A 21,614-nucleotide genomic window follows, 5' to 3' on the forward strand; every position below is an offset into this window, starting at 1 on the left:
GCTGCGGCGGGGTGAGGCTTCGCGATCCTACCTTGACGCCACGTGAGGGTTGCCCCGCTCAGGCCGTATGTCGGGGGCCGGGGAGCGCGTCGTAGCGCTCCGTCAGGACCCTGGCTGCGCTCTCGCGGGCGCGGCAGGTCGACATCGGGACCTGACCGAAAGTGCTGCGCGGCAAGGGGTCTCGTCCCAGTGCGGCGGTGCGGGCGTCGTCCCAGCGGACAAGGACCTGCCAGGCGCCGCCGTCCTGCGCGACCTCCCGGACCGTTCCGACGGCGCACAGCTCCTGGCGGCGCGACAGGTAGGCCCAGATCGTGTCGCCCGCTTGCATCGTCCGGAATCCCGAGCGCAGGCACCAGCGGTCGATCTGCTGAGAGCGACCGATCGCCTCCCAGACCGGGCCGGCATCGGGACGGGTCCGCCAGTCCGGCGGCTGGTGCTCGGCGTGCGCCGCCGGGTCGATCGGCAGCAGCCAGTGGGTCCTTGGTGCCTCGGACTGCGCCTGCACGTGCGGCTGCGAGGCGTCCGGCCAGGACGGGCCACGGCGCAGGCGCACCGGGCCTCGGGCCGTCCGCACGTCGACCGGCCGGCCACCCTGGACCACCTCGATCACGCCCTCGTCGGCGAGGTGGGCGGCGGCATCCCGGGTCGGCTGCATCAGCTCCCGCCAGTCCTCGCCGCCGAGCCCGCGCGCGACCTCGGACGGGCAGATGGTGACGTCCGCGGACCGGCGGCCGAGCAGGTCGACGATGTCGACGCGCAGCTCGGCGTCGGTGGGTGCTGGTGCGGGCGCGGCCACCCCGGCACTCTAGGTCCTTCCCGAGCGGTGCGGGGGCTCACCTCGGACCGCGACCACGCACCAGGACCACGAGGACCAGCGACAGGATCCCGCCGGCGGCCGTGGCGAGGAGCCTCTGAGGGACCGAGCCCTGCGCGCCGATCCCCATGACCTCGAGGAAGACCACGACCCAGGCGGTCAGGGCCGTCGTGTAGAAGAAGTAGTTGACGGACTGCAGGGCGAACATCGCCCAGGCGAGCAGGGTGCCGAGAGCCAGCAGGGTCATTCCCTCGGGGCGCGCCAGGACCACGGCGCCGCCGCCCGCCGCCACCCCGACCGCGGTGCCGAGCAGGCGGTCCAGCCCCCGCGCGATCGTGTCGGTCAGCCGAGGTTGCAGCACGTTGACCACCGTCAGGGGCACCCAGTAGCCGCGCAGGGGGAGCAGGAGCTGGGAGAGGGCCTCGGCGACACCCAGGCCGAGGCCCAGGCGCAGGGCATGCCAGCGTGACTCCGGTCCGGGGTGTCGCAGGTCGTCGAACACCGCCCGGCGCACCTCGGGCAGCGGCGCCGGCTCCGCCCTCTCCGGGCCGGGGAGCTCCCGTCGCAGGACGACCGCGACCCGGCTCCGTCGGCGTCGCGACCGAGGCCCGACGAGCGTGCCGATCATGACCTGCACCAGCCCGCCCACGGCGACCAGGCCGGCATAGGTCAGGGCCGTCCGCAGGGGCGTCGCCTGCTGGCCCATGGCGAGGAAGCCGACCACCGCCTGCACCCCGACCTGACCCGGGCCCTCGCGCGGGCTGAGCAACCCCACGACCGCGCCGATGGCGGCGAGGGTCAGGACCGCGAGCAGGGGGTGGTCGGACACGAGGCAGGCAACGAACAGCGACGACGACAGGACGGCTGTGGTCACCAGCATGGTGAGCCGAGGCCGCGCGATCTGCGGATCGACGCCGAGACCACCGGCGTTGATCGCGCCGCTCGCGGCGACCACGCCCAACAACGGCTCGGACATCAGCACCCCGGCGAGCAGGACGGCGCCGAAGCCCAGGGCATAGGGCACCGCGACCGCGGGCTGAGCAGCACCGCGGTCGACCTGCAGGGCGGGCCGGACGACGGTGCGCACGCGCTCCCTGCGGGTGGGGCGGCTGGGCTGGTCGGGGTCGTCGAGCGGAGGACGGGTCGAGCTCATCGCCGTCGAGAGTAGTTCGGCGTCGGGCGCGCCGCCCGGGAAGTCGACGGGATGCCATCCTGGGGGCGTGCGACCACGAGGGTATGTCGGTGTCGTCGGCCCGGGTGCGGCCACGTCGGAGCAGGTGCAGCAGGCAGTCACGGTCGGCCGGCTGCTCGCCGAGCAGGGACTGGTCGTGGTCACCGGCGGTCTCGGCGGGGTGATGGCCGGAGCAGCGCGAGGGTGCGCCCAGGCCGGTGGGACGAGCCTCGGGCTCCTGCCCGGCGACGACCGCTCCGCCGCCAACCCGCACCTGTCGGTCACCATCCCGACCGGCCTCGGCGAGATGCGCAACGCCCTGCTCGTCCGTGCCTGCGACGCGGTGGTCGCGGTGGGCCACAGCTGGGGGACGGTCAGCGAGATCGCGCTCGCGGCGCGCACCGGCGTGCCGGTGGTGCTGCTGGACGGGCTGCGGTTGTTCGACGAGGTGCCGGTCGACGGCGACGACGGCCGCGCGCCCCGGCACGCGGTGTCGCCCGAGGATGCCGTGTCGAGCGTGCTCGGGGATCTGGGGCTCGAGACCTCGCCTGCTCGTGAGGGTGGCGAGCCGGCATACGACGGCTGGGTGCTTGGCGTCGACGGGGCCCGGGGCGGGTGGACCGGCGCGCTCCTGCCCGTGTCCGGCGCGGGGACGGTGCGGATCGTGGCCGGGGCCGACCTGCGGACCGTGATCGACCGGGTCGATCACGGCGCTGTGCACGTCGAGCTCGTCGCGGTCGACGCGCCGATCGGCCTGCCGGACACCGGGCGCCGCAGGGCGGACGTCGAGGTGCGCGGGCGGCTGGGCCCGCGCGCCGGCTCGGTCTTTGCGACCCCCGTGCGTGACGCGCTGGCGGCCGAGTCGTATGCCGAGGCCCGCCGGATCAGCGTCGCCCGCACGGGCGGGACCAGCCTGGCCGCGCAGAGCTATGCCATGCGCAGGGCCATCCTGGACGTCGACGCCTACGTGCGCGGGGAGGGGCCGACCCTGCCGGTGGTCGAGGTGCACCCCGAGCTGTGCTTCGCGATCATGGCGGGCGCGCCGCTGGCCTCGAGCAAGAAGACTCCCGAGGGGCTGCGCGAGCGCGAGGGTCTGCTCCTGGCCCAGGGGATCCGCCTGCCGCGGGACCTCGACCTCGGTCGGCGTGGTGCCGACGACGTCCTCGACTCCGCCGCCGCGGCCTGGAGCGCGGCGCGCGTCGTCCGCGGGGAGGCCGTCCGCCACCCCGCGCAGCCCGAGCGCTTCAGCGACGGCATCGACGCCGCGATCTGGGTCTGACCCGTCGCCCTCCGACGCCGGGGAACAAAGGCGTGACCGACGGAGTTGAGCCGGATAGACTCAAGTTCACTGACACGAGCTTGCACATGGATCGCAGGCGGTCATACCTTGAGTGCTGACGACTCAACATCCGCTAGTCAACAAGGAGAGCCACACATGGCACGTGCAGTCGGTATCGACCTCGGCACCACCAACTCCGCCGTCTCCGTCCTCGAGGGCGGCGAGCCGGAGATCATCGCCAACGCCGAGGGCGGTCGCACGACCCCGTCGGTCGTGGCGTTCAGCAAGAACGGCGAGGTGCTCGTCGGCGAGATCGCCAAGCGCCAGGCCGTCACCAACGTCGACCGCACCATCCGCTCGGTCAAGCGCCACATGGGCACGGACTGGAAGCAGGAGATCGACGGCAAGGACTACACCGCGCAGGAGATCAGCGCCCGCACGCTGATGAAGCTCAAGCGCGACGCCGAGTCCTACCTCGGCGAGCCCGTCACGGACGCGGTCATCACCGTCCCGGCGTACTTCGACGACGCCGAGCGCCAGGCCACCAAGGAGGCCGGCGAGATCGCGGGTCTCAACGTCCTGCGCATCGTCAACGAGCCGACCGCGGCCGCGCTGGCCTACGGCCTGGACAAGGGCAAGGAGGACGAGCTCATCCTCGTCTTCGACCTCGGCGGTGGCACCTTCGACGTGTCCCTCCTCGAGGTGGGCAAGGACGCCGAGGACGGCTTCGCGACCATCCAGGTCCGCGCCACCAACGGCGACAACCGCCTCGGCGGCGACGACTGGGACGACCGGATCGTCAAGCACCTCCTGACCCAGGTCAAGAACAACACCGGCGTCGACCTGTCCAAGGACAAGATCGCCATGCAGCGCCTCAAGGACGCCGCCGAGCAGGCCAAGAAGGAGCTGTCCACCGCGACCAGCACCAACATCAACCTGCAGTACCTCTCGATGGGTGAGAACGGCCCGATCCACCTGGACGAGACGCTCACGCGCACCCAGTTCGAGCAGATGACCGCGGACCTGCTGGAGCGCACCAAGGCGCCCTTCCACAGCGTCATCAAGGACGCGGGCATCTCCGTCGGGGACATCGCGCACGTCGTCCTCGTGGGTGGCTCGACCCGTATGCCGGCCGTGTCCAACCTGGTCAAGGAGCTCACGGGCAAGGAGCCCAACAAGGGTGTCAACCCCGACGAGGTCGTGGCCATGGGCGCGTCCCTGCAGGCCGGTGTCCTCAAGGGCGAGCGCAAGGACGTCCTGCTGATCGACGTCACGCCGCTGTCCCTGGGCATCGAGACCAAGGGTGGGCTGTTCACCAAGCTCATCGAGCGCAACACGGCCATCCCGACCAAGCGCTCCGAGGTCTTCACCACCGCCGACGACAACCAGCCGTCCGTGCTGATCCAGGTCTTCCAGGGCGAGCGCGAGCTGGCCCAGCAGAACAAGGGTCTCGGCACCTTCGAGCTCACCGGCATCGCCCCGGCCCCCCGCGGCATGCCCAAGATCGAGGTGACCTTCGACATCGACGCCAACGGCATCGTGCACGTGTCCGCCAAGGACCAGGGCACGGGCAAGGAGCAGTCGATGACGATCTCGGGCGGCAGCGCGCTGTCCAAGGACGAGATCGACCGCATGGTCAAGGACGCCGAGGCGCACGCCGACGAGGACAAGAAGCGGCGCGAGGAGGCCGAGGCTCGCAACAACGCCGAGCAGCTCGTCTACTCCACCGAGAAGTTCCTCGCCGACAACGCCGACAAGCTCCCCGAGGACGGCCGCAAGCCCGTCGACGAGTCCCTCAAGGACCTCAAGGACGCGCTGGCCGCCGAGGGCACCTCGTCCGAGGACATCTCCACCAAGGCCACCACGCTCTCCGAGGAGTCCCAGAAGCTCGGCGCCGCGCTCTACGCGCAGCAGTCCGACGAGGGCGCCGCGGGTGCGGGTGCTGCCGGAGCCGGCGCGGCGGGTGGCGCGGCCGGCGCCGGCCAGGCCAAGGCCGATGACGACGTCATCGACGCCGAGGTCGTGGACGACGACACGGACAAGAAGTGACGGACGACACCACCGGCCGCGTGGGCTCTCCCGAGGGGGAGCCCACCGGCCCGGTGATCCGGGACAAGCGACGCATCGACCCCGCCACGGGCGAGGTGCGCCAGCCGGCCCCCGACACCCCCACACCCACCTCGAGCGACGACAGGGAGACCCCGATGTCCGACCCGTCAGACCAGCACGAGCCCGGTGACCAGCAGAGCGGCATGCCGCAGGACCCGTTCTCGGCCGAGGAGTCGGCCCTGCACGAGGCCGAGGTCGGCGCGGCCGAGGCGGACGCCGCGGCCGAGCGGGCCAAGGCCGACGGCGAGCACCCCGACACGGTGCTGGCCGCCGAGCGGCTCGCCGACCTGCAGCGCCTGCAGGCCGAGTACGTCAACTACAAGCGGCGCGTCGACCGCGACAAGGTCCTGCTCAAGGACCTGGGCGCCGCCTCGGTGATCGAGGCGCTCATGCCGGTCCTGGACGAGATCGCGCTGGCCCGCCAGCACGGCGACCTCGGCGAGGGCACGCCCTTCGCGTCGATCGCCGACAAGCTGCAGCAGGCCCTCGGCCGCTTCGGCCTCGAGGCCTACGGCGCGCCGGGCGACGAGTTCGACCCGGCCCTGCACGAGGCCCTGATGCACGTCCAGGCGGAGCTCCCCGAGGGAGCCACCACCACGACGGTCGTCCAGGTCCTGCAGCCCGGCTACCGGCAGGGCGACCGCGTGCTGCGCGCAGCCCGCGTCTCGGTCGCCGACCCGCAGTAGCACCGCCCACGCCGGCCCGCCAGCACGACTGGCGGGCCGGCCGGGCACCACCCCCTTTGCGTAGCACCTTCGACCCATGGAAGGAGTCGCCGATGGCCAGTCAGGACTGGTTCGAGAAGGACTTCTACGCCACGCTCGGCGTGGCCGAGGACGCCGACGCGGCGACCGTCAAGCGCGAGTACCGCAAGCTCGCCCGCAAGCTGCACCCGGACCAGAACCCCGGTGACGAGGCGGCCGAGCAGCGGTTCAAGGAGATCGGCGAGGCCTACGCGGTCCTCTCCGACGCCGAGCAGCGCAAGCAGTACGACGCCATCCGCCAGATGGCCCACGGCGGAGCGCGATTCGCCCCCGGGGCCGGCGGCAACGGCGGCTTCGAGGACGTCTTCAGCAACCTGTTCACCGGCGGTGGCGCGGGCGGCCCCGGCATGCGGTTCACCACGAACGGCGGACCCGGCGGCGGCCAGCCGGACATGGAGGACCTCCTGCGCATGTTCGGCGGGGGAGGGGGCCAGAGCCCCTTCGGCCAGGGATACGGCGCGTATGGCGCCCCCACCGGCCCGCGGCCCGGCGCCGACGTCGAGGCCACCGTCACCATCGGCTTCCCCGAGGCGGTGCGCGGCGACACCGTCACGCTGACCGCCGCCGACGGCGAGCGCATCACCACCCGGATCCCCGCAGGGGTCAAGGACGGCCAGCGCATCCGGCTCCGCGGCAAGGGCGGCCTCGGCGACCCGCAGGCACCCCGCGGCGACCTCTTCCTCAACGTCACCGTCACGCCGCACGAGGTGTTCGGCCGGGACGGCGACAACCTGACCGTCGAGGTCCCCGTGACCTTCGCGGAGGCGGCGCTGGGCGCCACCATCAAGGTGCCCACCCTGGGCGGAGACCTCGTCGGCGTCAGGCTCGGTGCCGGCACCCAGAGCGGCCAGCGGCTGCGGGTCAAGGGCCGCGGCATCGCCACCAGGTCAGCGACCGGCGACCTGATCGTCACCGTGCACGTCGTGGTCCCGCAGCGGCTCACCGACGAGGCCCGGGCCGCCGTCGAGGTCCTGGCCGCGGAGGACGCCGAGACCGACGTCCGCGCCGACCTGCGGGCCCGCGCCGCGAGGGCGTGATCTCGTGCCCGGCCGCGAGCGACGCGAGTTCGTCCCCGACGACGACGCACCCATCTTCGTGATCTCGGTGGCGGCGCAGCTGGCGGGCATGCACGCGCAGACGTTGCGGCAGTACGACCGGCTCGGCCTCGTCGTGCCCAAGCGGTCCGGGGGCGGCGGGCGGCGCTACAGCGCGCGTGACGTCGCCCAGCTGCGCGAGGTGCAGTGGCTCTCCCAGGAGGAGGGCGTGAGCCTGGCCGGCATACGGCGGATCCTCGACCTCGAGAGCCACGTCAGCGCCCTCGAGGCGAGGCTCGCGGACGCTCTGTCCGAGGTCGAGCAGCTGCGCCCTCAGGCGTTGTACGGCCACCGTGTGTTCGCCGCGGGTCGCCGCGGCGACGTCGTGGCCATGCCACCCGGTCAGCGTCCGCGGGTCGCCCGCTCGACCAGCCAGGCCCTGGTCGTCTGGCGCCCCGACGCGCCGCGCTGAGGCCTACTGGGCCGGCGCGGCGATCTCCCGCGTCGTCAGGGCGGTCTGCATGATGGCGTAGATGTTCTCGGGCCGGCGGGCGTCGTAGGCCTGACCGTCGGGGACCGCGGCCGCGATGCGCTGCAGCGCACCGAGATCCGCGTCCTGGCTGATCGCGATCAGCACGAGCCGCACCGGCCGGGCGCTGTCCTTGCCGGCCTGCCTCAGGTTGGCGATCAGCTGCGCCTCGCTGATGGAGCTGGGGTCCTCGTTCTTGCCGTCCGTCAGCAGCACGAGAGCGTTGGCGTAGTCCGGCTGGTAGGTGCGCTGCAGCTGCTGGTAGCCCGCCCAGATCGTGTCGTGGACCGCGGTGCCGTTGGCGCGCTGCCACTGCAGGCCCATCGCCGAGCGCGCGAGGGCCTCACGCTGGGTCAGGGGTCCCGCCGTCGCGTCGATGCGTCTGATCGGGACCCGCTCGACCCAGTCCTTGGGCTGCGAGGCGTGCGCGAGGTCGAAGGTCCACAGGCCGATCTGGCTGCTCGGCGGGAACTTCTCGAGGGCCTTGAGCGCGGCCCCGGACGCGAGCTGGAGGCGGTTCATGCCGGGGATCGCTGGCTTCTTCATCGACTCGGAGGTGTCGATGACCGCCAGCATGCGGGTCTGTCGGGACATGGTGACCCACGTGCGCAGGGCGGTGTCGGCGTCGCTGGCGCGCGGTGTCGATATGACCTTGGGGAGGCTGGCGGGCACACCGGCGAGGTCGGGGCCGTCGGACTCGCCGATCCGGAACCCCGCCTTGCGGAGCGCGTCGACCGACTGGGCGTCGGCCAGGGCGTCCTGCAGCTTGGCGACGGCGGCCGCAGACGGGGCGTTCTTGCCGGCCACGGTCACCATGCGGTAGTCGAGCTGGGGCGTGGCGTCGCTGGGGGTCATCGCCCGCAGCGGCGTCTTGGGGTTGGCCTGGTTGAGGTGGGCGAGCTGCTGCTCGGAGGTGGGGAAGGCAGGCGCGGACGCGGCCGGCGTCAGGGCCTGTCGCCTCAGGTCGGCCTCGTCGACCGTGCTGCGGGACAGGGTCAGCAGGAGACCCTGCAGCGCTCGGGCGTCCTGCGGCGAGGAGGCGACGGCCTGCTTGGCGCCGAGCAGGGCGAGCAGGGACGGGGTGCTCCGCTCCGGGCTCGCGACCTTGAGGGGGACGGCGCGCTGCGCGATCAGCTGGGACCACGTGAGCGGTCCGGGGCGCGCCGTGCCGGCGGCGCCGCGCGGTATGGCGAAGACGACCGGCGACGTCGCGACGACGGGCCCCATGTCGAGCTTGGTGCTGGGCGCCGCGGACGTGACGCGTTCGGCCCACAGGCTGGAGTCGGGGATCCACACCTGCGTGCGGTCGTCCGCCCCGCTCATGAGACCGGACGCGGTCACGGACGAGCTCTGCACGTCGACGGTGTAGTCGATGCAGTCGTCGCCGCGCGTCTCCTGCCGCTGGGCCACCTGGCCCAGCACGGGCGCGAGCTCCTCGGTGGTGGTGACCCGCATCGGCGTGACCGAGGAGCAGGCCGACAGGCCGGTGCGCGGGGACGTCGAGCCTGCGGCGGCGTCCCCAGGTGAGTCGTCGTTGACCAACGCGGCGGCCCCCGCGATGCCGATGACGGCAGCGATGGGCAGGGCGAGGACCGCGACCTTGGGGATGGTCCGAGGGGCAGAGTGGCGTCCCATGGCCGCAATGTAGCCGAGGGGGAGGAGCCGGCGCCCGCGTTCCCGTCCTCAGGTGCCCAGGTGAAAGCCCAAGCGCCGTAACCAAATACGCTGGGTGATGGCGAAGGGCGAATCCGTCACCGTGGGTGTGCCGGTCCGACCCGCTCGGCCCTACAGGATCGGCACCTGGGCCCGGGTGCGCTCGACCAGGTCGAGGTCGATGTCGGCCACCAGCAGGTCCGGCGACCCGCCGAGTCGCGCCCGCACGGCCCCCGTGGGGTCCACGACGGCGCTGCGCCCGATGCCGAGGGGCTTGCGGACGGAGTCGGCACGCCAGGCCTGCCCGGCGGCCACCAGCCAGGACTGGGAGTCGTGCGCCCGCGCGGCCGTCAGCAGGTCCCACTGCTGTGCCTTGCCCGGACCGTCGCCCCAGGACGCCGGCAGCGCCACGAGCTCCACGCCGGCCCGGCCCAGCTCGGTGAACTGGTCGGGGAACCGCACGTCGAAGCAGGTCGCCAGCCCCACGCGAACGCCGTCGACCTCCACGCTGACGTAGCCCGACCCCGGAGCGACCGTCTCGGACTCCGTCGTGGTGTAGGCGTCGAACAGGTGCACCTTGCGGTAGGTGGCCTCCGCGTGCGGCCCCGTGAGCAGGAGGGTGTTGTGCACCCGCCCGTCGTCGGCGGGCTCGAACATCCCTGCCACCACGGTGATCTCGTGCGTGCGCGCGGCCTCGCGCAGGGCCTCGGCGAAGGGGCCGTCGAGGGGCTCCGCGTGCGGGCCCAGCGGCACGGCGAAGGTCATCATCGTCGCCTCGGGGAGGACGACCAGCCGGGCGCCGGCCTCCGCAGCCTCGGCCACCAGGCGGCAGGCCTGCTCGAGGTTGTGCTGCTTGTCGTCGGTGCTGGCGAGCTGCCCGGCCGCGACGCGCCAGCGCCTCACGACCGCCCCAGCCCGACGCAGGCGGCCTCGAACGCGGTGTAGGACGTGGGGTCGAACGGCACGAACCGCACCAGGTCGATCCCGTCCCGGGAGTGAGCCGCGACCGTCGTCAGGGCGATGCGCGCGACGTCGGCGACCTTCCAGCCATAGGCGCCCGCGCTCACCGCCGGGAAGGCGATCGTCCGGACGCCCAGCTGCTGCGCGACGTCCAGCGAGCGGGTGTAGCACGACGCCAGCAGCCGGGGGTCGATCTGTCCCTCGTGCCGGTTGGGGCCGACGGTGTGGATGACATAGCGGCAGGGCAGGTCGCCCGCGCCCGTGGCGACGGCGTCACCGACGTGCAGGCCCTCGGGGTAGTCCGTGGCCCGCAGGTGACGGCACTCCTCGCGCAGCGTGGGCCCCGCGGCGCGATGGATCGCCCCGTCCACGCCACCGCCACCCATGAGGGAGGAGTTCGCGGCGTTGACGATCGCGTCCACCGCCTGGGTGGTGATGTCGCCCTGCACGATCTCGATGCCAGCCATGGCTCCCAGCCTACGACGGCGGTCACCGGGCGGCCCCGGAACCACCCCGTCCCGCAGCGGTCGCGCGGCGTTCACCGTCCAGGGCCGGCCTGGACGCCTGGGCCACCTAGCGTCCTGGAGAACCCGCTGCCAGCAGAGAGGCCCGTGACATGTGCCGCGACGGCTCCCCCCAGCAGGACCATCAGCCGCTTCCCCACGTCTGGGACGAGCCGGTCACGCCCCTCCCGACCGCCACGGGTGCGAGCCGTCGCAGCGTCCTGACGGCCGCGGGGGCCGCGGGGGCCGCGGCTCTCGGAGCCGGTCTGCTGCCCGGGGTCCTCGCGGCGCCGGACGCCGGTGCCGCACCCGCCGGGCGGCGGCCGCGCCACGACCGTTACGACTGGCTCGTCGGCGACCACCACGTCCACACGGTGTTCTCGCACGACGCGAAGTACCTCGTCGAGACGCAGGTCGCGCGGGCCCACGAGTTCGGCGTCGACTGGATGGTGTTCACCGAGCACTCCAACGTCGGGCACCACGACAAGGGCGCGCACCTGGAGCGCCACCTGCAGCGGATGCGGCGCCAGTACCCCGACCTGCTCATCTACCAGGGCCTGGAGTGGTACATCCCGGCGGCCGAGTACTGCACCGTCATGGTCGCGCCCGGCGACAACGACGCCGATCTGCTGCGCCAGTTCGAGAGGCTGTGGGACGGCAAGCTCAACCGGTGGGAGAAGCCCACCCCCGGGACCCCGCAGGTCGCCGAGTGGGAGGCCAAGGCGGTCGAGGCGCTGCGATGGCTCGCGGCCGAACGGCGCCGTGGCGTCGTCGACGACGTGCTGGTCCTCGCCAACCACCCGCTGCGGCTGGGCATCGACTCGCCGCACGAGCTGCGCGCCTGGCGTGACGCCGCCCCCGAGATCATGATCGGCATGGAGGGGGCCCCGGGGGCACAGGCGGGTGCCTTCGGGACCAACCGGGCGCCCGGCTACCAGCGCGGGGAGTACGAGAACGCGCCCTCGGCCTACTCCTGGCCGGGCTACCCGCTCGAGGCCTATCGCACGAGGGGCGGTTTCGACTGGGCCAGCTCGGTCGTCGGTGGCCTCTGGGACTCCCTGCTGGCCGAGGGCCAGGCCCTACTGGATCACCACCAACTCCGACCACCACAACGAGTCGCGCGACCGCACCACGGTCGGCGCGTACCCGCCCGGCGAGACCTTCGACACCCTGGGCCGTCGCCCCGACCCCGTCCCCACCGCCGATCCCCAGGGGGGCGGTGACTACTGGCCCGGTAAGTTCAGCCGCAACCACACGGGCGTCGAGCGTCGCAGCTACCGCGCCGTCATGCAGGCCCTGCCCGAGGGCCGCAGCTGGGTCGACCACGGGCACCTGGTCAACCGCGTCGAGGTCGAGGCCACCGGTGGCGGACCAGCTGGTCGCGGTCGCGGCCATGCGGGTGGCCGGCAGGTCAGCGCCACGCTCGGCGGCCGCATCCGCGTCCGCCGCGGCTCCAGCATCACCCTGACGGTCACCATCCACCCCACGACCTATCGCAACGCCTGGGGGATCCTGCCGCAGCTCGCGCACGTGGACGTGATCCAGGGGAGGGTCACCGGGCCCGCGACCGACCGCGACACCTGGCGGGCGCCCGGCACCCGCGTGGTGCGCACCTGGGACACCGGCGGCCGCCGCGGACCCGTCACGCTGCGCCTCGAGCTCGTCGCGGAGCACTCGGGCTACCTGCGCCTGCGCGGCAGCGACGGCAACCGCCACGGCGTCGGCCCGCTCGGGGCCGCCGTCGATCCCCACGGTCCGGTCCCGCACGACGGGACCCCGGACGCCGGGAACCCCTGGGCCGACACGTGGTTCTACACCAACCCCGTGTTCGTCGACGTGGTCTGAGCCCTCTCCACCCCGGCATACGGCAGGTCACATGAGCGCGGAGGTGAGGCGGCAGAAGCCGTCCGCGACCTGCTCGTGCCACGGCCGACGTCGCCACTCCGCGAGGTCCAGCCTGCGCGAGCGGGACCGCAGCTGATCCTCGAACGCCTCCAGGTCCTGGGCGAACTCGCGCCCCTCGACGAGGGCCGACACCTCGAGGTTGAGGGTGAACGAGCGCATGTCCAGGTTGGACGACCCGATGACCGAGGTCTGGCCGTCGACCGTGAGGGTCTTGGCGTGCAGGACGTAGGGCTGGGGATACATCCAGATCTCCACGCCGGCGTCCAGCAGGATCTCGTAGTAGGACCGCTGGGCGTGGTGCACCAGGAACTGGTCGCCCTGCTCCGACACGAACAGCTCGACCTTGAGCCCCTGCTGGGCCGCGGTCGTGACCGCCATCAGCAGCGACTCGTCCGGCACGAAGTAGGGACTGATCATGCGCACCGAGTGCAGGGCGTTGTAGATCAGGGCGTTGAACAGCTTGAGGTTGTTCTCGGCCTCGAAGCCCGGGCCGCTGGGCACGCACTGGGCGTAGAGGTCGCCGGTCGCCCGCACCTCCGGGAGCCCCTGCGTGGAGCCGACGTCGAGGAGCTCGTCGGTCTCGGAGTACCAGTCGGTGCGAAAGACCGCGTCCAGCTCGAGCACCACCGGTCCGGTGAAGCGCGCCATGATGTCGATCCACTCGCGCCCGAGCCGGCGGTTGCGCCGCTTGCCGTAGCGCGCGTCGATGAGGTTCTGCGAGCCGATGTAGCCCACGGCGCCGTCGATGATGAGCAGCTTGCGGTGGTTGCGCAGGTCGGGGCGGAGGATCTCGCGCTTGAACGGCGTGAACGGGAGCATCCGGGCCCACTGGGCACCTATGGCGTCGAGGCGCTTGATCGTCCGGCGGTAGCCCGGGATCCGCAGGGAGGCCAGGTGGTCGAACAGGACCCGCACCTCGACCCCACGGGCCACGGCCCGCTCGAGGGCCGCGAAGACCGGTGTCGTCGTCTCGTCGAGGCTGAGGATGTAGAACTCGGCGTGGACGTACTCGCGGGCGAGGTCGATCTCCTCGGCCATCATCTCCAGCGACCGGACGTAGTCCGTCTCGACGGTGGCGTCCGACCCCGCGACCATCGGCATGGCGCCGAGTCGCCGGTTCATCCGGGCGAGGGGCTCCAGCCACGGCGGCGCCGAGTCCGGCCCCTGGGTGTCCATGTCGGCCGTGCGCTGCAGGATCACCTCCGACACGCGGCGCTGCTTGTTGCGGCGGCGGCGGGGCAGCTTGGGCGACCCGATGAGGATGAACGCGAAGAGCCCGAGGAACGGGATGAAGAAGATCGCGAGCAACCAGGCCACGGCGCTCGAGGGCCGGCGGTTGTTGGACACGACCGAGGCCGCCACCACGCGGAACGCCAGGTCGAGCAGCACCAGCAGCTCGACGCCGAGGTTGCCCGGCGTGGGTGGCCAGTCGAACCATGCGAACCAGCCGAGCCACCAGTCCATGCTCGCCTCCTCCGGACGCAGGACCACCTCCCGTGCCGAGTCTGGCACGCGAGGTGGTGGGGGGGTGGGGTCTGCGTCAGCGGGTCACTCCTCGCGGCGTCGCCGTGCCTCGTCGAGGTCGACGGGCCAGCCGCCCTCGCGCAGGCGCTCGCCGACGCGGTGCATCTCCTCCTCGGTGGGGAGCTCGTCGATGACCCTCGTGATGCCGACGCCCACGTCGATCTTGCCCGCCGGCACCATGCCACGACGGACCAGCTCCTGACCGAGCTCGTCGACCTCGTCGTCGGTCAGCCGTCTGCGCAGCAGCGCGAGCAGGGGTTGGTAGTCGGTGTCGGGGACACCGCCGGGGTAGCCGGCGCGCAGCCAGTTGAGCGCGCGCTCGATGAACGAGGTCATGGCCGGTTCCTCAGAGATCGGGGGCTCTCCATCATGGCCTCAGCCGCTGCCGGGCGACGGGTTGCCGACGGCGTCGTCGTGCGGGTCGTGCTGGGCGTGCGGGTCGTGCTGGGCGACCGGCTCGGCCGCGGCCGCCCCCGTCGCGAGCGGCCACCCGCCAGCGGCGAGCCGGCCGGCCACCCGGGCGATGTCCTCCTCGGAGGGCTTCTCCATCGCGACGCGGCGGATGCCGGCCGCGATCTCCTCGCGGCTGATCTCGGAGTCGGGGACGCCGCGGTCCTTGCGGAGGGCGACGGCGATCTCGGCCACCTCGGTCTCGGTGAGGTCGCGGTGCAGGATGCCGAAGAGTGCCACGTAGTCCGACTGCGGGACGCCCTGGGGGTAGCCGCCGCGCAACCAGCCGAGGAGTCGGGTGAAGGGATTGGTGGTCATCGGGGAGGCGATCAGTGCTTGTCGACGAGCACGGGGAAGATGTGCTCGAAGCTGACGGACTTGCCGAAGCCGGACGCCACGATGATGGTGATGCCGAGCAGGACGGCTGCCGCCACGAGGGCGAAGCAGAGGATGCCCAGGGCTCGGCCGACCGGGTGCGGCGACGCCGTGGTGTCGATCTCGGCCGCGCCTCCCACGCCGTAGGCCATGGACCGGATCCCGAGGGCGAACAGGGCAGGCAGTCCGGCGCCGAGGAGCAGCCCGACGGCCAGGACCTTCCACGCCGCGTCGAAGAGCAGCCCGAGGTTGTGCAGCATGACGAACTCCTCTCAGCGAGCCGAGCGCGAGGACGCGAGCGCGTCGGCCGTCTCGGCCGGCACGCCGGAGGCGTCCCACTCGTCGTTGACGTTGTTGTGGTCGACCGGCGCCTGGCGGGACCGGTGGTACATGTAGCCGGCGAGGCCGCACAGGATGGCGAAGATCGTGATGACCCCGAGGAGCCCGCCGAGGGCGTGGCCGATGAACCACATGATCGCCCCCACGGCGGCCGCCGCGGGGAGGGTGATGAGCCAGGCGGCGACCATGCGGGCCGCGACGCCCCAGCGGACCTCGGCGCCCTTCTTGCCGATGCCGGTGCCGAGGATCGAGCCGGTGGCGACGTGCGTCGTCGAGAGCGCGAAGCCCAGGTGGCTCGAGGTGAGGATGACGGCGGCCGACGCAGACTCGGCCGCCATGCCCTGCGGCGAGGCGATCTCGACGAGACCCTTGCCGAGCGTGCGGATGATGCGCCAGCCGCCGAGGTAGGTGCCGAGCGCGATGGCGACGGCGCAGGAGAACTTGACCCAGAAGGGCACGGAGTGGGTGTCGGTGTGGGACCCGTAGCCGATGAGGGCCAGGGTGATGACGCCCATGGTCTTCTGCGCGTCGTTGGTGCCGTGGGCCAGGGAGACGAGCGAGGCCGAGCCGATCTGGCCCCAGCGGAAGCCGGACTCCTTCCACCGCTCGTTGACGCCCTCGGTGATCTTGTAGATCAGCCAGGTGCCGGACGCCGCGATGACGGCGGCGATCACGGGGGACAGGAGCGCCGGCATGATCACCTTGCCGACGACGCCGTCGAGCTTGCTGCCGTCGCCGTTCCACTTGACGCCGGCCCAGCCGATGGCGGCGATGGTCGAGCCGATCAGGCCGCCGAAGAGCGCGTGCGACGAGCTGGACGGCAGGCCGAGGAGCCAGGTCAGGAGGTTCCAGACGATGCCGCCGATGAGGCCCGCCAGCACGATGAGCAGGAGCGCCTGGCCGTGGTCGGCCATGAGGGTCGTGATCGGGGACCCGTCCTTGTTCTGGATCTTGATGACGGCGTTGGTGACCGTGAGGGCGACCTCCACGCTGAGGAAGGCGCCGATGAGGTTGAGGATGCCGGAGAGGGCGACCGCGGTCTTGGGCTTGAGGGCACCGGTCGCGATGGACGTCGCCATCGCGTTGCCGGTGTCGTGGAAGCCGTTGGTGAAGTCGAAGGCCAGAGCCGTGATGACCACCAGCACGAGGAGGATGAGGGAAACGTCCACGGGACCTATTGTGCGGCGCGAAACCACGACCGCGAACCGGGGGCCTGACGCCGCGGCGTGCAGTCACCAGCTGTTCACCCTGATGTCGCACGATGTTCGGCCGTCGGAACGGCTCGGTGGCCGACGCATTCAGGGTTGAGCGGAATAGGCTCAACTCTGTCGAGGTTGCACCAGGTGAGGCCGGGCCTTCCGGCATACACCCCTTGTCCGTCCCACCAGAGGAGCCGCCCCACATGGAGCTGACCACCAAGTCGGCCGAGGCCGTCAACGCGGCCGTGCACGACGCCACCGCAGCGCACCACGCGCAGGTGGAGCCCGCCCACCTCCTGCTCGCCCTGCTCGGCCAGCAGGACACCACCACCGGACCGCTGATCACCGCGTCCGGCGCCGACCCGCAGGCCGTGGGCCGCGCCGCCGCCCAGGTGCTCGCCGGCCTCCCGACCGTGTCCGGGTCCACCAGCACCCCCGGGGCCTCCCAGGCCACCGCGTCCGTCCTGCAGCAGGCCGGCAACGCGGCCGCGGCGATGGGCGACACCTACATCTCGACCGACCAGCTGCTGGCGGCGGTCGCCCGCGCCGGACGCTTCGGCCTCGACCCCGACGCGATCGAGGCGCAGATCCCCCAGGTCCGTGGCGGCCGCAAGGTCACGTCCGCGACGCCCGAGGGCACCTTCGAGGCCCTCGAGAAGTACGGCACGGACCTGACCCAGGTGGCCCGCGACGGCAAGCTCGACCCGGTCATCGGCCGTGACTCCGAGATCCGCCGCGTCGTGCAGGTCCTGTCCCGGCGCACCAAGAACAACCCCGTCCTCATCGGGGACCCCGGCGTCGGCAAGACGGCCGTCGTCGAGGGCCTCGCCCAGCGCATCGTCGCCGGGGACGTCCCGGAGAGCCTGCGCAACAAGCGGCTCATCTCCCTCGACCTCGGTGCGATGGTCGCCGGGGCCAAGTACCGCGGCGAGTTCGAGGAGCGGCTCAAGGCCGTCCTCGACGAGATCCGCCAGTCCGACGGCGAGATCGTCACCTTCATCGACGAGATCCACACGATCGTGGGCGCCGGCGCCTCCGGCGACTCGTCCATGGACGCGGGCAACATGCTCAAGCCCCTCCTGGCCCGCGGCGAGCTGCGGCTCATCGGCGCGACCACCCTGGACGAGTACCGCGAGAACATCGAGAAGGACTCGGCCCTGGAGCGGCGCTTCCAGCAGGTCTTCGTGGGCGAGCCGTCCGTCGAGGACACCGTCGCGATCCTGCGTGGGCTCAAGGAGCGCTACGAGGCGCACCACAAGGTCGCGATCTCCGACTCGGCCCTCGTGGCCGCGGCCGCGCTGTCCGACCGCTACATCACCGGCCGCAAGCTCCCCGACAAGGCCATCGACCTCGTCGACGAGGCGGCGTCGCGGCTGCGCATGGAGATCGACTCCTCGCCCGTCGAGATCGACGAGCTCCGCCGCCAGGTCGACCGCCTCAAGATGGAGGAGCTGCACCTGGAGCAGGAGACCGACGACGCCTCTCGCGAGCGGCTGGCGCGGCTCCGCAAGGAGATCGCCGACCGCAGCGAGGAGCTCGCGGGTCTCAACGCCCGCTGGGAGGCCGAGAAGGCCGGCCTCAACCGGGTCGGTGAGCTCAAGGCTCAGCTCGACGAGGCACGCTCGCGCGCGGACATGATGGTCCGCGAGGGCCGGCTCAACGATGCGGCTCCGATCATGTATGGCGAGATCCCCCGCCTCGAGCGTGAGGTCGAAGCGGCTCAGGCCGCCGAGTCCGAGGCGGCCGTCTCGGCGGTCGCCACGGGTGGGCCGATGGTGCAGGAGCAGGTCGACGCCGACGCCATCGCCGAGGTCATCTCCGCGTGGACCGGCATCCCCGCCGGCCGTCTGCTCGAGGGTGAGACCGAGAAGCTGCTGCACATGGAGGAGGTCATCGGCGAGCGGCTGATCGGCCAGGCCGCCGCGGTGCAGGCCGTGTCCGACGCGGTCCGGCGCTCGCGGGCCGGGGTCGCGGATCCCGACCGTCCGACCGGGTCCTTCCTCTTCCTCGGCCCCACCGGTGTCGGCAAGACCGAGCTGGCCAAGTCGCTCGCCGACTTCCTCTTCGACGACGAGCGCGCCATGGTCCGCATCGACATGTCGGAGTACTCCGAGCGGCACTCGGTGGCCCGCCTCGTGGGTGCACCTCCCGGCTACGTCGGCTACGAGGAGGGCGGGCAGCTGACCGAGGCCGTGCGGCGTCGTCCCTACAGCGTGGTGCTGCTCGACGAGGTGGAGAAGGCGCACCCGGAGACCTTCGACATCCTGCTGCAGGTCCTCGACGACGGTCGTCTCACCGACGGCCAGGGGCGGACGGTCGACTTCCGCAACGTCATCCTCGTGATGACCTCCAACCTCGGGTCGCAGTTCCTCGTTGACCCGACGCTGGACGAGACCGCCAAGCGCGACGCCGTCATGGCGACCGTGCGGACGGCGTTCAAGCCGGAGTTCCTCAACCGCCTCGACGAGGTCGTGATCTTCGACCCGCTGTCGATGGCGGAGCTCGGCCACATCGTCGAGCTGCAGGTCGCCGAGATGGGCCGTCGCCTGGCCGATCGCCGGATCACCCTGGAGGTCACCGAGGCCGCGCGGGAGTGGCTGGCCCTCACCGGCTACGACCCGGCCTACGGCGCCCGTCCGCTGCGCCGGCTGGTGCAGCGCGAGATCGGCGACCGCCTCGCCAAGGCGCTGCTCGGCGGCGACGTCCGCGACGGCCAGACGGTGGTCGTCGACCGCGACGGTGACACCGACGCGCTGACCCTGCGCTGACTCTGCGCTGACGCGCCCCTGGCCAGGTCGCTGCGGCTCTAGAAGATCGGCAACCAGGCGCCGGCGCGGTCCTGGAAGGTCTGGGCGTCCCACGACCCGGCCCCGGCCGGGATCCGACCGAGCAGGGGTGCGCCGGTCACCTCCGGCAGGTCCTCCAGGTTGAGCCGCATGGCCAGGTCGGGGTCCTCGGGCCACGAGCCGATCACGAACCCCAGGCAGTCCAGGCCGCGCAGCTGCAGCGCCTCGGCCGTCAGCGCCGAGTGGTTGAGGGTGCCGAGCCCGGCGGTGGCCACCACGACGACGCCGACCCGCAGGCCGAGCTCCTGGACGCACAGGGCCAGGTCGGCCAGGGTGCCACCGGCCAGGTCGAGCCGGACCAGCAGCCCACCGGCACCCTCGACGAGGACCAGGTCGACGTCCCCGCGCCGCGACACCTGGGCGACCTGGGACGCCAGGACCGGCACCGGCGGGACGTCGATGCCGGCGTGCCGGGCGGCCCTGTCCGGCGCGAGCGGGTCGGGCAGGCGCACCAGCTCGTGCGTCTGCACGTCACCGGCGAGGCGGCGCACCTCGGCCAGGTCAGCGTCCTCGTCCGGCCCGACCCCCGTCTGGCAGGGCTTGACCACGGCCACGCGCAGGCCCTGCTCGCGGAACCCGACGGCGAGGGCTGCGGTCGCGACGGTCTTGCCCACGTCGGTGCCGGTGCCTGTGACGACGATGACGGGGGCGGTGCTCTCGGTGCTCATGGCCACCAGCCTCTCAGCCGTGCGCCAGCGCGACGGCCTCGACCAGCGCCCGGGTGATGGTGGCGACGTCGGTGTCCGCGCACGCGTACGGCGGCATCGTGTAGACGAGGTCCCGGAACGGCCGCACCCAGACACCCCGGTCCAGGGCCGCCTCGGTCACCTCGGTGACCCGGACGGGCTCGTCCAGCTGTATGACGCCCACGGCGCCCAGCACGCGCACGTCCCGCACGTGGCGGAGGGATCGAGCAGGTGCGAGCCCGGTGCGCAGCCCCCGCTCGATGCGGGCGACCTCGGACGCCCAGCCGCGGGCCTCGAGCAGGTCCAGCGAGGCGAGGGCGACGGCGCACGCCAGGGGGTTGCCCATGAACGTCGGCCCGTGCATCAGCGCCCCGGCCGCGCCGCCACTGACCGTGCGGGCCACCTCGCTGGTGCACAGCGTCGCCGCCAGCGTGAGATAGCCGCCGGTCAGGGCCTTGCCGACCGTCATGATGTCCGGCACGATCCCGCACCGGTCCGAGGCCCACAGCGTCCCCGTGCGGCCGAAGCCCGTCGCGATCTCGTCCACCACGAGCAGCGCGCCCGACTCGCGGGCCAGCGACGCGAGCACCCGCACGGCGTACGGGCTGTAGACGTGCATCCCGCCCGCGCCCTGCAGGATCGGCTCGACCACGACCGCCGCGGCGTCGGCGGCGTGCTCGGCATACAGCCGGCGCGTCTCCCGCTCCCAGGCCGCCATCTCGGGATCGCTGCCGTCCCGGTCGAGGCCGCCGGGTGGTCGCGGCGCGAAGACCTGCTCGGGCAGGACGCCGGTGAACAACGAGTGCATGCCGCCCTCGGGGTCGCACACGCTCATCGGGGCGAAGGTGTCGCCGTGGTAGCCGCCGCGGATCGTGAACATGCGTCGCCGGGGCCGCCCGAGGGCGACGTGGTGCTGCCAGGCCATCTTGAGGGCGACCTCGACGGCCACGGACCCCGAGTCGGCGAGGAAGACGTGCTGGAGCGGGGACTCGTCGCCGTCACCACGTGGGGCGAGCTCGACCAGCCGCCGGCCGAGGCGGATCGCGGGCTCGTGCGTCAGTCCGCCGAACATCACGTGGCTCATCCGGCTCAGCTGGTCGTGCGCGGCCGCGTCGAGCTCCGGGACGGCATACCCGTGGATGGCACACCACCAGGAGGACATGGCGTCCACGACCTCGTGGGTCTCGCCGTCGACGTCCAGCCGCAGCCGCACCCCCTCGGCGGAGCGCACGAGGTGAGGCGCCGTGGTGGCGGGAAAGGTCGAGTAGGGGTGCCAGAGGTGATCCCGGTCCCAGTCGCGCAGCAGCGTCTCCTGAACAGTGTTCATGACGCCAGTATCGCTTCTCGCGCAGCGGAGCTCGCGGCCGCGCTCACCTGGGGTGTGCAAGGCTGCACCCCGCCCGAGGAGCTATGCGGACCCACGCATACACTCCAAAAGGGGTCCCACACCGTCGTGGACCCGCACCCACCACAG

The 21,614-nt window shown here is 72.4% G+C and carries 20 protein-coding genes; 8 read left to right on the forward strand and 12 right to left on the reverse strand.

Going from position 1 to position 21,614, the window contains the following annotated elements; all coding sequences use genetic code 11:
- Positions 1-58 precede the first annotated feature (58 nt).
- Both B4E97_RS19015 and B4E97_RS12580 read right to left on the reverse strand, forming a co-directional pair.
- Positions 59-796, reverse strand: a complete 738-nt coding sequence (locus tag B4E97_RS19015; protein ID WP_313535013.1) for a DUF3253 domain-containing protein — start codon at positions 794-796, stop codon at positions 59-61.
- Between the two features lie 37 nt (positions 797-833).
- The gene (locus tag B4E97_RS12580; RefSeq protein ID WP_029210821.1) at positions 834-1,967 is read right to left on the reverse strand and encodes an FUSC family protein; all 1,134 of its coding nucleotides are present in this window, start codon (positions 1,965-1,967) and stop codon (positions 834-836) included.
- Positions 1,968-2,034: 67 nt separating this feature from the next.
- On the opposite strand from B4E97_RS12580, the gene B4E97_RS12585 reads away from it, so the two are divergent.
- The 5 genes from B4E97_RS12585 (at position 2,035) to B4E97_RS12605 (ending at position 7,643) form a co-directional block, all read left to right on the forward strand.
- Positions 2,035-3,264: a TIGR00725 family protein gene (locus B4E97_RS12585; RefSeq protein ID WP_286960101.1), complete on the forward strand. Its 1,230-nt coding sequence runs from the start codon at positions 2,035-2,037 to the stop codon at positions 3,262-3,264.
- A 156-nt stretch (positions 3,265-3,420) separates the two neighbouring features.
- Complete coding sequence (gene dnaK / locus B4E97_RS12590) at positions 3,421-5,313, forward strand: molecular chaperone DnaK (RefSeq protein ID WP_239261234.1); 1,893 nt, start codon at positions 3,421-3,423, stop codon at positions 5,311-5,313.
- On the forward strand, positions 5,310-6,059 hold the full coding sequence (locus tag B4E97_RS12595; protein WP_286960102.1) for a nucleotide exchange factor GrpE: 750 nt from the start codon (positions 5,310-5,312) through the stop codon (positions 6,057-6,059). The genes dnaK and B4E97_RS12595 overlap by 4 nt, the downstream gene beginning before the upstream one ends.
- Before the next feature lie 92 nt (positions 6,060-6,151).
- The gene (locus B4E97_RS12600) at positions 6,152-7,174 is read left to right on the forward strand and encodes a DnaJ C-terminal domain-containing protein (RefSeq protein WP_286960103.1); all 1,023 of its coding nucleotides are present in this window, start codon (positions 6,152-6,154) and stop codon (positions 7,172-7,174) included.
- A 4-nt stretch (positions 7,175-7,178) separates the two neighbouring features.
- Complete coding sequence (locus B4E97_RS12605; protein ID WP_286960104.1) at positions 7,179-7,643, forward strand: heat shock protein transcriptional repressor HspR; 465 nt, start codon at positions 7,179-7,181, stop codon at positions 7,641-7,643.
- 3 nt (positions 7,644-7,646) lie between these two features.
- Here B4E97_RS12605 and B4E97_RS12610 read toward each other — a convergent pair whose 3' ends face one another.
- The 3 genes from B4E97_RS12610 to B4E97_RS12620 form a co-directional block, all read right to left on the reverse strand.
- The gene (locus tag B4E97_RS12610; protein ID WP_029210815.1) at positions 7,647-9,335 is read right to left on the reverse strand and encodes a substrate-binding domain-containing protein; all 1,689 of its coding nucleotides are present in this window, start codon (positions 9,333-9,335) and stop codon (positions 7,647-7,649) included.
- Between the two features lie 150 nt (positions 9,336-9,485).
- Positions 9,486-10,256 carry a carbon-nitrogen hydrolase family protein gene (locus tag B4E97_RS12615; protein WP_029210814.1) on the reverse strand — a complete coding sequence of 257 codons (771 nt, stop codon included), beginning with the start codon at positions 10,254-10,256 and terminating at the stop codon, positions 9,486-9,488.
- Positions 10,253-10,780, reverse strand: coding sequence for an O-acetyl-ADP-ribose deacetylase (locus B4E97_RS12620; protein WP_029210813.1), 528 nt, complete (start codon positions 10,778-10,780; stop codon positions 10,253-10,255). The genes B4E97_RS12615 and B4E97_RS12620 overlap by 4 nt, the downstream gene beginning before the upstream one ends.
- 149 nt (positions 10,781-10,929) lie before the next feature.
- Here B4E97_RS12620 and B4E97_RS12625 point away from each other — a divergent pair, with 149 nt between their 5' ends.
- Positions 10,930-12,039, forward strand: a complete 1,110-nt coding sequence (locus tag B4E97_RS12625; protein WP_286960105.1) for a PHP domain-containing protein — start codon at positions 10,930-10,932, stop codon at positions 12,037-12,039.
- 64 nt (positions 12,040-12,103) lie between these two features.
- On the forward strand, positions 12,104-12,661 hold the full coding sequence (locus B4E97_RS12630) for a hypothetical protein (protein WP_286960106.1): 558 nt from the start codon (positions 12,104-12,106) through the stop codon (positions 12,659-12,661).
- A 27-nt stretch (positions 12,662-12,688) separates the two neighbouring features.
- Here the strand turns inward: B4E97_RS12630 and cls are convergent, their stop codons facing one another.
- The 5 genes from cls to B4E97_RS12655 form a co-directional block, all read right to left on the reverse strand.
- Complete coding sequence (gene cls, locus B4E97_RS12635) at positions 12,689-14,185, reverse strand: cardiolipin synthase (protein WP_239261250.1); 1,497 nt, start codon at positions 14,183-14,185, stop codon at positions 12,689-12,691.
- Between the two features lie 84 nt (positions 14,186-14,269).
- Entirely contained in the window at positions 14,270-14,581 is a 312-nt protein-coding gene (locus B4E97_RS12640; protein WP_019284998.1) for a DUF3349 domain-containing protein, read from the reverse strand.
- Positions 14,582-14,620: 39 nt separating this feature from the next.
- Positions 14,621-15,013 carry a DUF3349 domain-containing protein gene (locus B4E97_RS12645; protein ID WP_029210811.1) on the reverse strand — a complete coding sequence of 131 codons (393 nt, stop codon included), beginning with the start codon at positions 15,011-15,013 and terminating at the stop codon, positions 14,621-14,623.
- 11 nt (positions 15,014-15,024) lie between these two features.
- Complete coding sequence (locus B4E97_RS12650) at positions 15,025-15,330, reverse strand: hypothetical protein (RefSeq protein ID WP_019284996.1); 306 nt, start codon at positions 15,328-15,330, stop codon at positions 15,025-15,027.
- Positions 15,331-15,342: 12 nt separating this feature from the next.
- Positions 15,343-16,578 (reverse strand): inorganic phosphate transporter, encoded by a 1,236-nt coding sequence (locus B4E97_RS12655; RefSeq protein ID WP_019284995.1) that lies wholly within the window; start codon positions 16,576-16,578, stop codon positions 15,343-15,345.
- Positions 16,579-16,811: 233 nt separating this feature from the next.
- Here B4E97_RS12655 and clpB point away from each other — a divergent pair, with 233 nt between their 5' ends.
- Positions 16,812-19,376, forward strand: a complete 2,565-nt coding sequence (clpB, locus tag B4E97_RS12660; protein WP_239261253.1) for an ATP-dependent chaperone ClpB — start codon at positions 16,812-16,814, stop codon at positions 19,374-19,376.
- A 38-nt stretch (positions 19,377-19,414) separates the two neighbouring features.
- Here the strand turns inward: clpB and bioD are convergent, their stop codons facing one another.
- Both bioD and B4E97_RS12670 read right to left on the reverse strand, forming a co-directional pair.
- A complete protein-coding gene (bioD, locus tag B4E97_RS12665) occupies positions 19,415-20,122 on the reverse strand; it encodes a dethiobiotin synthase (RefSeq protein ID WP_286960108.1) in 708 nt (235 codons plus the stop codon).
- Positions 20,123-20,135: 13 nt separating this feature from the next.
- Positions 20,136-21,467 carry an adenosylmethionine--8-amino-7-oxononanoate transaminase gene (locus B4E97_RS12670; RefSeq protein ID WP_286960109.1) on the reverse strand — a complete coding sequence of 444 codons (1,332 nt, stop codon included), beginning with the start codon at positions 21,465-21,467 and terminating at the stop codon, positions 20,136-20,138.
- Positions 21,468-21,614 lie beyond the last annotated feature (147 nt).

The organism is Arsenicicoccus sp. UBA7492, from assembly GCF_002479615.1.
In the GTDB taxonomy this organism is placed as follows: Bacteria; Actinomycetota; Actinomycetes; order Actinomycetales; family Dermatophilaceae; genus Arsenicicoccus; species Arsenicicoccus bolidensis.